The sequence below is a fragment of the Gracilibacillus boraciitolerans JCM 21714 genome, assembly GCF_000521485.1.
GTDB lineage: Bacteria > Bacillota > Bacilli > Bacillales > Amphibacillaceae > Gracilibacillus > Gracilibacillus boraciitolerans.
This window is the reverse complement of record NZ_BAVS01000030.1, coordinates 1-13,523: the sequence shown is the minus strand read 5'-3', so window position 1 is coordinate 13,523 and position 13,523 is coordinate 1. Positions and strand designations below refer to the sequence as shown.

At 35.5% G+C, this 13,523-nt stretch carries 13 protein-coding genes and 2 pseudogenes; 11 read left to right on the top strand and 4 right to left on the bottom strand.

What is annotated here, in order from left to right; translation table 11 throughout:
* Positions 1 to 62 precede the first annotated feature (62 nt).
* From JCM21714_RS14450 to JCM21714_RS14415, 11 genes and pseudogenes are all read left to right on the top strand, one after another.
* Positions 63 to 1,242: pseudogene (locus JCM21714_RS14450) on the top strand (IS256 family transposase).
* Between the two features lie 193 nt (positions 1,243 to 1,435).
* The gene (locus JCM21714_RS14445; protein ID WP_035725413.1) at positions 1,436 to 2,362 is read left to right on the top strand and encodes an ArsR/SmtB family transcription factor; all 927 of its coding nucleotides are present in this window, start codon (positions 1,436 to 1,438) and stop codon (positions 2,360 to 2,362) included.
* A 225-nt stretch (positions 2,363 to 2,587) separates the two neighbouring features.
* Positions 2,588 to 3,592: an ABC transporter substrate-binding protein gene (locus tag JCM21714_RS14440; RefSeq protein ID WP_235182911.1), complete on the top strand. Its 1,005-nt coding sequence runs from the start codon at positions 2,588 to 2,590 to the stop codon at positions 3,590 to 3,592.
* Between the two features lie 39 nt (positions 3,593 to 3,631).
* Positions 3,632 to 3,910 (top strand): hypothetical protein, encoded by a 279-nt coding sequence (locus JCM21714_RS22055; protein ID WP_235182910.1) that lies wholly within the window; start codon positions 3,632 to 3,634, stop codon positions 3,908 to 3,910.
* Positions 3,911 to 3,996: 86 nt separating this feature from the next.
* Positions 3,997 to 4,677: a carbohydrate ABC transporter permease gene (locus JCM21714_RS14435; RefSeq protein WP_235182909.1), complete on the top strand. Its 681-nt coding sequence runs from the start codon at positions 3,997 to 3,999 to the stop codon at positions 4,675 to 4,677.
* On the top strand, positions 4,559 to 4,873 hold the full coding sequence (locus JCM21714_RS22050) for a carbohydrate ABC transporter permease (RefSeq protein WP_369403612.1): 315 nt from the start codon (positions 4,559 to 4,561) through the stop codon (positions 4,871 to 4,873). Before JCM21714_RS14435 ends, JCM21714_RS22050 begins: the two co-directional genes overlap by 119 nt.
* Positions 4,873 to 5,733, top strand: a complete 861-nt coding sequence (locus JCM21714_RS14430) for a carbohydrate ABC transporter permease (RefSeq protein WP_235182907.1) — start codon at positions 4,873 to 4,875, stop codon at positions 5,731 to 5,733. The genes JCM21714_RS22050 and JCM21714_RS14430 overlap by 1 nt, the downstream gene beginning before the upstream one ends.
* A gap of 147 nt (positions 5,734 to 5,880) precedes the next feature.
* Entirely contained in the window at positions 5,881 to 7,005 is a 1,125-nt protein-coding gene (locus JCM21714_RS24855) for a glycoside hydrolase family 2 protein (RefSeq protein ID WP_439644480.1), read from the top strand.
* Positions 7,002 to 7,508, top strand: coding sequence for a hypothetical protein (locus tag JCM21714_RS24850; RefSeq protein ID WP_439644479.1), 507 nt, complete (start codon positions 7,002 to 7,004; stop codon positions 7,506 to 7,508). The genes JCM21714_RS24855 and JCM21714_RS24850 overlap by 4 nt, the downstream gene beginning before the upstream one ends.
* A 22-nt stretch (positions 7,509 to 7,530) precedes the next feature.
* Complete coding sequence (locus JCM21714_RS14420) at positions 7,531 to 8,589, top strand: acyltransferase family protein (RefSeq protein ID WP_035725409.1); 1,059 nt, start codon at positions 7,531 to 7,533, stop codon at positions 8,587 to 8,589.
* A gap of 165 nt (positions 8,590 to 8,754) precedes the next feature.
* Positions 8,755 to 10,075: pseudogene (locus JCM21714_RS14415) on the top strand (IS1380 family transposase).
* Positions 10,076 to 10,969: 894 nt separating this feature from the next.
* Here JCM21714_RS14415 and JCM21714_RS20215 read toward each other — a convergent pair.
* From JCM21714_RS20215 to JCM21714_RS14395, 4 genes are all read right to left on the bottom strand, one after another.
* Complete coding sequence (locus tag JCM21714_RS20215) at positions 10,970 to 11,173, bottom strand: hypothetical protein (RefSeq protein ID WP_235182906.1); 204 nt, start codon at positions 11,171 to 11,173, stop codon at positions 10,970 to 10,972.
* A gap of 367 nt (positions 11,174 to 11,540) precedes the next feature.
* Positions 11,541 to 12,062 (bottom strand): hypothetical protein, encoded by a 522-nt coding sequence (locus tag JCM21714_RS14405; RefSeq protein WP_035725404.1) that lies wholly within the window; start codon positions 12,060 to 12,062, stop codon positions 11,541 to 11,543.
* Positions 12,052 to 12,939: an ImmA/IrrE family metallo-endopeptidase gene (locus tag JCM21714_RS14400; protein WP_035725402.1), complete on the bottom strand. Its 888-nt coding sequence runs from the start codon at positions 12,937 to 12,939 to the stop codon at positions 12,052 to 12,054. Before JCM21714_RS14400 ends, JCM21714_RS14405 begins: the two co-directional genes overlap by 11 nt.
* Positions 12,940 to 13,084: 145 nt before the next feature.
* On the bottom strand, positions 13,085 to 13,426 hold the full coding sequence (locus JCM21714_RS14395; protein WP_035725446.1) for a winged helix-turn-helix transcriptional regulator: 342 nt from the start codon (positions 13,424 to 13,426) through the stop codon (positions 13,085 to 13,087).
* Positions 13,427 to 13,523: the final 97 nt, after the last annotated feature.

Below are 13,523 nucleotides of genomic sequence, written 5' to 3'. Positions count from 1 at the left end.
GGAAAACCTTTTCTTGTAGAATTAAGTCACCACAACCAATTCACAGAAAAGAGGCCTTCCCTATGACTCAGTTTACAACAGATATTATGCAAGCTCTAGTAAAAAAAGAAGACATCTCCGAAGTTCCGTAAACATCTGGAGACAGCGGTCAATACGCTCCTCCAAACCGAACTGACAGCTTTCCTGGATTACGAAAAATACGATCGCATCGGCTTCAACTCGGGTAACTCCCGCAACGGTGCTTACACGCGTACTCTTCATACGGAGTATGGCGATTTAGAACTTTCGATGCCACGGGACCGGAATGGCGAATTCAACCAACAGACGGTCGCTCCGTACAAGCGCTCAAACGATACGCTAGAAGCCTTCGTTATTCACATGTTCCAGAAAGGCGTCACGATGTCCGAGATTTCGGATCTGATCGAGAAAATGTACGGCCATCACTACACGCCGCAAACCATTTCCAATATGACGAAAGTCATGAGCGAACAGGTTGAAGCGTTTAAATCTCGTCCGTTAGATCAGCGCTACGCTTGTGTCTATCTGGATGCAACTTACATTTCCCTCAAGCGCGACACGGTCTCTAAGGAAGCCGTCTATATTACTATTGGCATCCGAGAGGACGGTTCGAAAGAAGTGTTGGCCTATACAGTGGCACCTACGGAATCCGCATTCGTTTGGGAAGAAGTCCTATTGGACTTGAAAGAGCGTGGTGTCGAAGAGGTGCTGCTGTTTATCTCCGACGGCTTGAAAGGCATCACTGATCGCATCTTTGCGGTCTTTCCCGATGCGAAATATCAGGCGTGCTGCGTCCACCTGTCGCGTGGTATCCGCCACAAAGTTCGCGTCACCGATCGCAAGGAGATTCTCGATGATTTCAAATCGGTCTACCGGGCAGAAAACCGGGAACTGGGTGAAAAAGCGTTGAAAGCCTTTGTCGACAAGTGGAAAACTGCCTATCCCAAAGTGACGAAATCATTGGAAGCAAATCCCTATATCTTTACCTTCTACGACTTCCCAAAATCCATTTGGCGAAGCATCTATTCAACGAATCTCATCGAGTCGTTCAACAAGAAAGTGAAGAAATACAGCAAGCGTAAGGAGCAATTTCCAAACGAAGATTCCTTGGATCGCTTCCTGGTTTCCCAGTTCGAAATCTATAACCAGAACTTCTCCACCCGATGCCATATCGGATTCGATCAAGCGCGTGCAGAGCTGGCTGAGATGTTCAAACAGGCTTAATGAACATACATACAAGAAAAGGATTTACTTATTTACACATAATTCTTGACGGTCTCAAAAGATTACTCTTCAGTGCTTAAAATAATACAAATATATTGTATAAAACAACTATATATTAATAATATATATAGATGAATACATAAAATATAATTATTAACTTTATTAAATAACTATGAAACTAGGAGGAAGTTCATTGTTAGAACTATCACTAAACCATCCAAAAAAATTAAGGAAAGTTACTCATGCGTTGTCTTCACAAGACCGATTAAAAATTATTGCTCTTTTAAACAAAGATAATCTTAATATTCATCAGCTTTCTGAAAAACTATGTCTTCCCGTTTCTACAGCTGCATCTCATGTTAAAGTTTTAGAAGAAGCTAATCTCATTCATACTGAATTGCGTCCTGCTAGCAGAGGTGCGATGAAAGTATGTACTAGAAATTTTGATGATATTCATATCAAACTTAATGAAGTTATAAAGATTAAACATGATAAAGAGAGTTATAAAATTGAAATGCCCATTGGGCAGTATACTGATTTTGAAGTTGCCCCAACATGTGGAATGGCCGATCAACAACAATTAATTGTACCTGAAGATGAACCTGCTCATTTTTATAGTCCAGCTCGGAGTACAGCTCAGCTTATTTGGACACGGAAAGGGTTTTTGGAGTATAAGTTTCCAATTATCATTAAAAACGAGGCAAAAATAAGCAATATTCAATTCTCATTAGAAATTTGCTCTGAGGCTCCTAATCATGATCATAATTGGCCTTCTGACATTACAGTTTGGATCAATGGTGTCGATGTCGGTACTTGGACTAGTCCTGGGGGGGATTTTGGAGATCGTCCTGGTAAACTAAACCCTAAATATTGGGCTGAAACCACGAGCACGCAATATGGAACACTTAAGACTTGGAAAGTTACAAACGAAAAAACTATGATTGATGAATTTTATCTTTCAAGTGTAACGATTGATGATTTAAATTTACTTGAAAAGGAATATGTATCATTTCGTATTGGGATCAAAGATGACGCTAATCACAAAGGTGGAATGAATATTTTAGGTAAACATTTTGGAGATTATTCTCAGGATATTAAGTTAGAGCTTGAATTTTATTAAAGTATGAGATCGATTATTTTGATAAGGATTTTCGCCATTAAATGGTGAAGTCTTTTTTTAAAAACTTTAAAAATTAACACGACAATTAATTACAAAAGAAATGTATTCAAATATAAATTATAAAAACTAAGTGACAAGCATAAAGCGAAAGCGCATACATATAATAAATTACAGATAAACAGTTATTATCCTGATTATTTGTATTAATTAAAGGAGGGATTACTAGTGAAAAGATGGATTTTAACACTGTTGGCATTTGGAGGAATATTCTTATTTGTAACAGCATGTTCTAATTCTGAAAATTCAGATTCAGAATCTGAAGAGGGATCAGATGTTGAAGTTCCTAAGGGGGGGGCTACAGAAATTGTAATGTGGAACTTGTTTAGTGGTGGAGATGCTGAGTATATGCAAAATATGGTTGATAAGTTCAATGAAGATCAATCGGAATTTTTTGTAAATAATATTATGCAAGAACACTCGGAATATTATACGAAATTACTTACTAGTATTGGTGCAGGTCAAGGACCGGATGTAGCAATATCTCATGATTATATTTTACCAGAATTAGTTAATCAAGGCTTAGCAGTTGATCTAGGCGATATTGCATCTGAGGTAGGTATTGCATGGGATGAGTTTAATTCTAATATATTAGAAGCAACTATTTTTGATGATCAACACTATGCAGTTCCGATTGATACACATGCTCAGATCATGTATATCAATAATGAATTAGTTGGAAATGCTGGTTTGCTTAATGATGATGGAACTATCAAAATGGAGAATTCTATGGAAGGATATCTCGAATTTTTTCATACGTTAAAAGAGAACTTACCAGAGGGGGGGAACATGCCATTCGCCTTTTCAAATTCTGGAAATGATCCTTACTGGTTTTGGTGGGGGGGACTGTATAGTCAGCTTGGAGGAAGAGGTATTACTACAGAGGATAATTTAGAGAATCCATCTTATGATTTGGATACTGAAAAGGCTATTCAAGCAGCTGAATTTGTACAAAGTCTCTATCATGAAGAGGAAATTATTCCTTTAAATATAGAGGATTTTTATTCAGAATTTCAATCAGGGAATGCAGCTACTATTACAACCGGAGTTTGGGCTACTGGTATTTGGGAGAAAACAGATGGATTAGATTTCACACCTATGCCAATTCCACGAATATTTGAACAAAAAGGTGTATGGGGGAAGCTCTCATACTTTGATTATGCCTTACTATGATAACGCGGATGCTGAAGTACAAAAGGTTCTGCAGAATTTATGAAATTTGTTGCGGAAAATGGTGCTATGTGGGCTCAAGCTGGTCATATTCCAGCGAAGGATACCGTAGTGGAATCAGATGAATTTCAAAGTATGGATTATCGTAGCCAATATGCAGAAGTAGCTAGCTATGTAAATTTCTTAGATCGAAATATTCATACTCGAGGGGTGCAATCCATTATCCATAGGCATTTAGATACAGTGTGGTCGGGTGATGTTACGCCAGCAGAAGTATTCGATGAAATAGAAAATGAAGTGAAGGATTTGATTGGCGAATAGATGTTCTAAAAAAGTGGGTGTCACTAAGTTAATCATTAAGATATCCACTTTTTTACCCTTTTTCAGAAAGGAGTTAACGAATCGAGATGAAGAAGAATGCATGGGTAAATGAGCTGAGAGCGATTCCGTTTTTACTACCGTTTTTTATTGCTTATTTTATCTTTACTATTTTTCCAATATTCAAAGGATTAGAAATGAGTTTATTTGATTGGACGTTAATTCGAAAATTAGATTTCGTTGGTATGGAAAATTATCAAAAAATGTTTACGGATAAACAATTCTGGCAGACTTTGAAGAATACAACATTGTTTGTTATTTTAACCACACCATCAATGGTACTATTGGCGTTATACTTAGCACTTTTGGCAAATCTTAAGACAAGATTTCAGCGATTCTTTAGAAGTGCATTTTTCCTTCCAAGTATACTGTCAGTAGCGGTAATATCGTTTATCGCAGTATTTATGTTGCAACCGTATAACGGTTTTGTAAATACAATTATTCAATCATTCGGTGTGGATGCTGAACCATTTTGGTTAAGAGATAATATTCTAGCTTGGGTAACGATTATTGTGGTTACTCTTTGGTGGACGGTTGGTTTTAATATGATCTTATTTCTTGCCAGCTTACAAGATATACCTGACTCACTATATGAAGCAAGTGAAATTGATGGGGGCTTCACGTTGGGATCAGTTTCGTTTTATTACATTACCACAACTGATACCAATTGGTCGAGTGATTATTTTGCTGCAGATATTAGCATCATATAAAGTGTTTGCGCAGATTTTACTGATTACAGGCGGTGGTCCGAGTGGGGCAACTAGACCATTAATTCAATATATTTATGAGGTTGGTTTTACACAAAATAATTTAGGATACGCTGCAACAATGTCATACGCATTATTCGTCATATTGTTAGCGCTTTCTATAATTCAGCTTAAGCATCAGAGAATGGGGGGAGAATAGTGGCAAACAAAAAGGTAAATAAAACAAAATTGTTGGAAAGAAATCGAGATCCCTATCATGGAATCAAAGTATTCATAGGATTTTTCATGTCCATCGTTTTTATTGTCCCGATTATTTGGATGTTATTTGTTTCGGTCAAGCCCAATGGTTTTACCACTAATCAGCCATTGGAATGGTTTATCCCGCCATTTACGTTGTTTAATTATTGGAATTTAATAGCGGAAAGTCTGATAATAAGATGGTTGTTTAATAGTTTTATTGTAGCAGTAATTACGACAATTTTGACATTGATCATTACCTCTCTGGCAGCTTTTGCGATTTCGAAGATGAAATTCCGCTTTAGAAAGTCCATTTTTCTTTTCTTTTTGATAGGATTAATGATTCCTGGTGAGGCTACCATAATTCCATTATATCAAATTGTTAAAAGCATGGATATGATTGATACTTATGCAGGTTTAATATTGCCAATGATCGCTTCACCACTAGGAGTAATTATCTTAAAGAGCTTTTATGATGGTGTTCCAAAGGAACTTATTGAAAGTGCAATAATGGATGGTTGCTCCTATTTTAAATTATATTACAAAATTGTATTACCGTTAGCTAAACCAGCAATGGCTGCAATTTGTATTTTCACATTTATCGGTTCATGGAATAACTTTCTTTGGCCATATTTATCTACTTTATCAGAAACACTATATACGCTACCAGTCGGAATTCCGGTTTTTAATTCAGCATATACTCAAGCATATGTGTTACCAATGACAGCAAATGCTGTAGCTTCAATTCCAGTTATTATTGCATTCTTTATTTTTGAAAAACAAATTGTAAGAGGTATAAGTTTTACCGGAATAAAAGGATAGGAAAGGATGGACTGAAATGACAGAAAACATGACGAACTATCAGCGCACTGAATATCCACGCCCTCAATATCAGAGGGAAGATTGGATTAATTTGAACGGCATATGGGAATTTGCTTTTGATGATAAAAATATAGGACAGACTCAAGGATGGTTTTATCAGCCTCCTTCGATCAAAAAATTCAAGTTCCCTTTACTTATGAAACAAAGGCAAGTGGGATTGGAGATGAAATATTTCATCCTCATATATGGTATAAAAGAACATTTGAGATTCCAAGACGGTCACGTAATAAAAAGGTTATATTAAGATTTCAAGCAGCTGATTATCTAACACAGGTATGGATTAATGGTTCCTATATTGGTGAACATCGCGGAGGAAATGCTGCTTTTTCGTTTGAAATTACCAATGCTGTGGATGTAGATAAACAAAACGAAATTGTTATAAAAATCGAGGATAGTAATAGTTGTTATCAGCCTCGTGGAAAACAAAGGTGGCGGGAAGAAAATTATGGTTGCTGGTATGTACAAAATACTGGAATCTGGCAGACAATTTGGTTGGAATTTCTTCCTGCGGAGTTTATAGATTCTGTGAAGATAGATCCAGATGTTGATACAAATTCCGTTTCGTTTGAATATAGCTTAGCAGGTGATGTTGATAAAAACTGGCGGCTTGATACCATTATTACGTTTGATGGTAGTTCTGTAAAGAAGACTTCTATTTATCCGGATCGTAATTTATTGAAGCTAAATATAGATTTATTAGCAGAAATTCATGAATGGAAACTTAAATTATGGTCACCGAAACATCCTAATCTATACGATGTTACCTTTCAACTGTATGTCAATGATCGTTTAAAAGACGAAGTTAAGTCGTATTTTGGTATGCGTAAAATATCTATTAAAAATGGGCAAGTGTTGCTTAATAATTCACCGATTTATCAAAAATTATTGTTAGATCAAGGATATTGGCAAGACACGATGTTAACTCCGCCGTCAGATGAAGCTATATTATCGGATATCGATAAAACATTAGCAATGGGATTCAACGGTGTTCGTAAACATCAAAAAATTGAAGATGATCGATTTATGTATTGGTGTGATAAAAAGGGATTACTCGTTTGGTCAGAAATGGCAGCAACCTATGAGTTTTCGGATGAAGCAATAGAAAACTTCACGAAAGAATGGTTAGATATTATGAGACAACGTTATAATCATCCATCACTTATTACTTGGGTCCCATTTAATGAATCGTGGGGGGTGTGCCGAGGATTTTGACAGACAATAAACAGCAAGCATTTACTGAAGCTATTTATCATTTATCAAAAGCAATAGATTCGCAAAGACCGATTATTGTAAATGATGGTTGGGAGCATACGGTATCCGATATTATTTCGCTGCATGATTATGAAGAATTTGCTGATGCATTTATAGCACGTTATCAGGATAAAGATAGAATACTAAATAATCTCCATCCACATAACAAATCTAAATATGCATTCGCACAAGGATATGAGTATAAAGGCCAGCCAGTAATTCTAACTGAATATGGCGGGATCGCTTTTAATGATAACAGAGGTTGGGGGGGTTATGGTAATCAAGTAAATTCAGAGGATGAATTTATCAGACGATATCGCGAAATTACTAATGCGATAAAAGAAATTCCTTATATTTGCGGATATTGTTACACACAAATAACGGATGTACAACAGGAAGTAAATGGATTATTATATGAAAACAGAGAACCTAAAGTCCATGGAAAAATTAAAAGAAGTAAATGATGCATAGGGAAGTTTCGCAGGATTGTTCAGTTACCTGAACAATCCTGCGTTAATATTCATAACAATGGGGGAGGATATATCAATTAATAGGAATTATGCAATCGACTATTTTAAGGGATTATTAGTCATAGGAATGATCTATACCCATGTTCTGCAATTCTTTAGTGATCCAGCCATTTTCGACTCAGTTGAAATAATAACGCAATTCTTTAATTTGGTTACGTTTTCAGGGTTTATTTTCTGTTTTGGATATGTCAATCAGCTTGTATATTATCGTAAATCATTTGCGAATGTGTATAGAAGAATGCTTGTAGCAAGTATAAAGACTTTACTCGCATTTTATATTTCAGGTATAGCTTTTCAAATTTTTGTTGCTAATGAAAGTTTAACATGGAAAACCATTTATCCTGTTTTATTGCTAGAAGTAATTCCAGGGTGGTCAGAGTTTTTATTATCTTTCTCCATGATATTATTTATGGGTATCTTGCTATTTCCATTTATAAAGTGGATGATCGAAAAACCATCAATTTTCTTAATAATTACCGGATTATTGTTGATAAGCACGAAAATGGATTATGGCTTGATTGATACTCCTCAACTTGGCTTGCTTATTGGTACTGATTTGTTTCCGACTTTTCCTGTTATTCAATATTTTCCTTTTTACATAATAGGAATCTACTTTGCTAGATATTCCATCCGTTTTAATTGGAAAATACTTATTTCATCTGTGATTGGGACACTAATATTTCTTGTTTTTTTAATCATTAATCATTTTCAATTACCTGAAAGATTCCCTCCATCTATTTATTGGATATTGGGATCCACATTCTTTATTTATATGTATTTCTTAATTGTGAAATGGTTGGAATTTCATTTTAACGATATTTCTTGGCTGAGAAAAATAGGGGAAAATGCTCTTTTATTTCTTATCTTAAGCAATTTGTCGATATTTGCATTGGTAAGTTCGTTAACAAGTTGGATAGTAAGCCCTAGTAACGGTTTTTTAATTACGATCTTTATCATTTCGTTAGTTTTCTATCTTATTAATATTACAAAAAATTCACCTCGACCTGAGTCTTAAGCTATAATTCTACCTGAATTATTCATAGAAAATCTTTAATTGGCTACTAACGTCTATCTAATAAGCTTTCTGGTTAAATAGTAATTCACTTAAAAAATGAAAAAAGAACCCGTTTCTGATAAGGTTAAAGCATCTACGAAATAACCATCAGAAAGGATTCTTATAATGGCTACTTTACCGCAACTAACGCTTGATTTCAATCGTAAAATTAAACTATCAAATGATGGAGGAGAACTTTCGTCAGATACAGGTGAATTCTTCTTTAGAGAATTCGATGAGAAAATTAGCTTTTCAGAAATATTGGCTAAACATTTAAATTTGAAAGATGAAAGACTTTACTATTTTCATTCAAATGAGAACTTGCTTCGCCAGAAGATATATCAAATTATTGCTGGCTATTCCGAAGATGACGCTGCTGATCAACTAACGAAAGACCCTGTATTTACTCAAATCATTGGAACGGATGTGTTAGCTTCCCAACCTAGTTTGTCACGTTTTTTTAAACGGTTTGATAGCCAATCCATAGAGGAATTAAATCAAGCTAACCAAGAACTTATTGACAAAGCACATCAATTCAGAGAGTCAAAGGCACTCATATTTGATTTGGATTCTACGCATTCAGATACCTATGGAAATCAAGAATCCGCGGCTTACAATGCCCATTACGGAACAGTTGGTTTCCACCCATTAGTTGTATTCGATGGAGTAACCGGTGACTTTATCAAAGCTAAGCTTCGTCCTGGGAATGTCTATACTTCTAACGGTGTTGTTGATTTTATTCAACCGTTGGTTGAACATTACAATAATAAATTCCCAGAAACGACACCATTTGTTCGTGGGGGGGATAGTGGCTTTGCCGTCCCAGCTCTGTACGATTTGTGCGAAAGAGAATCCGTTTATTACGTTATTCGACTCAAAGCAAATGCGAATCTACAACGAATTGCGGATGAACTTCATCCATCATTAATGACTTCCGATGTAACGAAAACGGAATGTTATTATGAAGAAACCCTTTATCAAGCGAAATCATGGTCTAAACCTAGAAAAGTGATTATAAAATCGGTACGCCCTGCAGGTGAATTATTTTTTAACCATTCGTTCATTGTGACTAATTTAGTGGATGCCTTTTCTCCCAAGGACATCGTCCTTGCTTACCAAAAAAGAGGGACAATGGAGAACTACATCAAGGAAGCCAAGAATGGCTTCTATTTAGATAAAATGAATAGTCATTCCTTCCAAGTGAATGAAGGAAAGATGATGTTGAGTCTGCTAGCTTATAACCTAACGAATTGGCTGCGTACGCTTTGTTTTCCTGAAGAACAAAAAGACTATGCAAATCGAAACAATACGGACACGGATTATTAAAGTTGCTAGTAAATTAGTAAAGTCAGGAAGATCCCTTTACTTTAAACTATCTTCAAGTTTCGTGTACCAAGAACTCTTTTGGAAAGTGCTTCAGCGAATTCAGAACCTAAAGCTAGAGTAGACATCTCTTAATACCTGTTTTTTTAAAAGTTAATGTCAGACCGAGGGAGCGGTCTGTCCAAAAACTGACTTTCCTCAAGCACTTGCTTGAAAATCACATCGAAGTGTTCTAATTTACTATGAATTTTTTCGATGATATAGAAAAACATTAGATTTTGGTTTTATCTACGACTTAAATTTGAAGTATGAATAATTCAGGTTCTAATATCATTGAAGTCAAAATATACAATCATGTACGTATTAAGTACGGTGATGGATTCAGATAGAAGTATAGGAAAGCATTGCGTGTGTATTGTTGATTGAAGTATGATACATGCGCTTTATTTTTTGGGTGTATTTATGTGAGAACTTGAGCATATATCAAACTTATGAGTTATAGGCGCCAGTTATAGGTGCAAGACCCTCCGAAAATACAATTGTCTTCGCTGGGATGACAGATGAGTAGATGACCCTTGTTGTCTTCCACTTTCTGTTTTTAGTTAAATGAAAACAAGAATCGGGGGGGAAGTTTTCGATTTATATATATGAATACATGATCATGTATTATGTAATGTATTGGTGATCATTGTTTTACAAAATCCTGCTAGATCATGTTGCTTTTGTAATGAGTGTTTGCTTGCATTTAAAAATAGAGCATCGAATCGCTTGGCAATCTAATACTCTACTTCTCTTTTGTATATATTCTTCCCCCCCACTTCGAATATAATAGGCAACAAATTGAAATGCATCATCTAATGTTATACATACAATTAGCTTCCCTTTTATTCCAATCGCCTAGAATGTAGTGATGATGATGTGGTTCGGATTTGATTCGTATTTCAGGTGGCGTGTTTGCTGAATCGTGAGGGTTGTTTCCCCCCCATGCAGATAGGTGTTGTTTGTGTTTTCCCTTCTTTCAATCTCCATACACTTTTTCTTTTAAGTCTTGAATTTCTTCTTCTAAACTTTCCCACTCGTAATAGTCTGACAAAGCATCCTTTTCATTACCATCTACTGTGGGGGGGAAAGCTTCTTTTACTGTGTCTGCTTTATATTTCATTTGGAATTCTAAAAATTCTTCCAAACTTCCTTTAGGCGTTCTTTCGCTTCTTGATTCCATAGCTTTTTTTGTTGATACATCATTTGTATGTTAATCGCATATACTGTGTCGTGCAATAATGTTTTTGGAGGACTGGCACCTATATCAAAACGTCCGAGAAATAGGAAGAAAAGAAAATAGCGGAAAACTAGCAACCCACCGAGTTAGCATCTAGGTTTTGGATGGTTTCTTGGTGGGTTCGTTAATCTTCATCCAAAACAGAGGAATAGAGGATATTCATTCCCTCAACAAATTGTCCCCATTCTGGATTATTCTTTTTTTCATAAGGAGTTAGATAATATTGATATTTGTAAAGTATTCTCAAGGATTTTCTATCACCGAAATCCATTTTGTGTAAATAATAAATAAGCTCATACATTTTGATAGCTTATACATTATCTAGTCCCGTAGTCCACTCTTCAGCCTTTTCAACCAATTGAATAGCATTCGAATCATTAGCAGCAAAGTACAGTAATTCTTTTATAGCAATGAAAGCTAGGGACTTTACTTCACCACGATCCTCTTTATTATCTAGTAGTGGCTCATACTTGGTTAATGGACAAATTTTCTCTTCAATGGAATCTCTTAACACTTTTTCTTCAGGAGTTAAAGCCGCATCTTGATGAACAACTAAGCGACGTGGAGTACTATTAATTTGACTATCAATATAAAACTGAACGGACGGTATAACCAACTCATCATAGACGGCCTCGTGTATCGCTAAGTTAGGGAATGCTTCAAAGATTGGGTCTAGCCACACTTCTTTAAATTTAGGGAAACGAAAACTATACTTTGCGTGTTTACTTCTATCTGGAGGAATAAGAAAATTAGCATCCATTGTTATCATTTGATCAGGATGCTTAAAGATACTTTTTAAACCAGGGTTAGAGGAAGTTACGTTAACTATCATTGTCTCTCTCCTCTTTAAAGAAGGCTTCAAATTCATCCATATCTTCATCCGAAATTGTAAACTCATATCCTAAGTCATCAGGGTTTTTATGAAACAAGATTAATGTCTCAGTAAATTTATCTTCCTCTATAATATTATCTTCAAAGTTACGAATAATGACCTCGATGTCTTTTGGAGAGATATCAGTTGTTGAAGTAGTAGTGTTAAGCTTAGAAAAGATATCTTTGTTAATGGCTTGGCCTAATCGACCATATTCGCTATTAAGATTACGTTCGTCAGTAGCATAAAGTTCAGTATACTGTTCCTCTGAAATTGCATTGATCTTCTTTAATCTCTTAACCAATGAACGAAAGGGTAGCCACCATGTACATTGAAGCCTTGCAATGAAACGAAGTATGGTCTTGGTGTGCACTTTTTGAAGCGAAGATGTTTTGAATTCTCTAAGAACGATGCTTTCCAGGATGCTTTCTGGTAACAAGAATTCAGCTGTAAATCGGTTGGCCTGTGCTTCAATTAAGTTGTGTTCTTCATCTTCTAATCGACTCAAGTGAGATCCAGTTTTCGTATAAAAATGATATAGCTCATGAGCAAGAGCAAAAACCTGTTTATCAAAATAATCGGCAGTATTCAAACCAATAAAAACAAGTTCTTCGCCACCTTCTTCGGAATACATGAGTGCAGCTGAAAAAGCTGGATTCCCGTCCTCTGATTTGATTGGGTACTCCAGCAGTTTAATGTCTAAGTTTTCAATTATTGTAAAAATATTATTAGCAATTGGAGTTTCCCCCCCTACAAAGCCCAAGGTTTGACGTTTATGCCTGGCTAGTTTATGAATATTTTCAATTTTTAGTTCGTTAAGTACAATCTTATTATTCATTTTCGAATGTTTTCCTTAATAGTATTTGCTGTCTAAGAGTGTTGGGAAACAATCGGTATTAAACAATCGTGTTGAATAGGCACGTACATATTTGAGTAAAGCTGATTTGATCAATGTGGTAAGAAGAGCTGTTTAAGTTGTCTTTTCACAAACTATTGCGGTTTTTTTCTCCCCATTCACATAACTGTTCTAAAATGGGTAATAAAGATTCTGCTTTTTGTGTGAGGCTGTACTCCACTTTTGGTGGAATTTGAGGATATTCTTTCCTTCGAACTATTCCATCTGCTTCCAATTCTTTAAGTTGAGAACTTAATATTTTAAAGGTTATAGTTCCTATTCTTCTTTTCATATCATTAAAACGAACGGGTTGATTTTCCGCTAAAAGGTAAATTATAAGCATTTTCCATTTACCTCCTATTACTTTCAATGTATAGCCAAAAGGTGTCTCTTGGATATTACCCTTTTCTTTATAATCAGCCATACTCATATGAACACTATCCTTTCTGATAGTAGCAATCAATAAAGTGCGTACTATTTTTTTCCTTTCACTCATTATATACTTACTTTACTTTCAAATAAAGGAG

What these genes read in the sequence shown, in the direction of transcription:
- JCM21714_RS22055 (WP_235182910.1), top strand. Translation starts at nt 3,632, where the DNA reads ATGAAATTTGTTGCGGAAAATGGTGCTATGTGGGCTCAAGCTGGTCAT.
- JCM21714_RS14435 (WP_235182909.1), top strand. Translation starts at nt 3,997, where the DNA reads ATGAAGAAGAATGCATGGGTAAATGAGCTGAGAGCGATTCCGTTTTTA.
- JCM21714_RS22050 (WP_369403612.1), top strand. Translation starts at nt 4,559, where the DNA reads ATGAAGCAAGTGAAATTGATGGGGGCTTCACGTTGGGATCAGTTTCGT.
- JCM21714_RS24855 (WP_439644480.1), top strand. Translation starts at nt 5,881, where the DNA reads ATGGTTTTATCAGCCTCCTTCGATCAAAAAATTCAAGTTCCCTTTACT.
- JCM21714_RS20215 (WP_235182906.1), bottom strand. Translation starts at nt 11,173, where the DNA reads ATGGAATCAAGAAGCGAAAGAACGCCTAAAGGAAGTTTGGAAGAATTT.
- JCM21714_RS14405 (WP_035725404.1), bottom strand. Translation starts at nt 12,062, where the DNA reads ATGATAGTTAACGTAACTTCCTCTAACCCTGGTTTAAAAAGTATCTTT.
- JCM21714_RS14400 (WP_035725402.1), bottom strand. Translation starts at nt 12,939, where the DNA reads ATGAATAATAAGATTGTACTTAACGAACTAAAAATTGAAAATATTCAT.
- JCM21714_RS14395 (WP_035725446.1), bottom strand. Translation starts at nt 13,426, where the DNA reads ATGAGTATGGCTGATTATAAAGAAAAGGGTAATATCCAAGAGACACCT.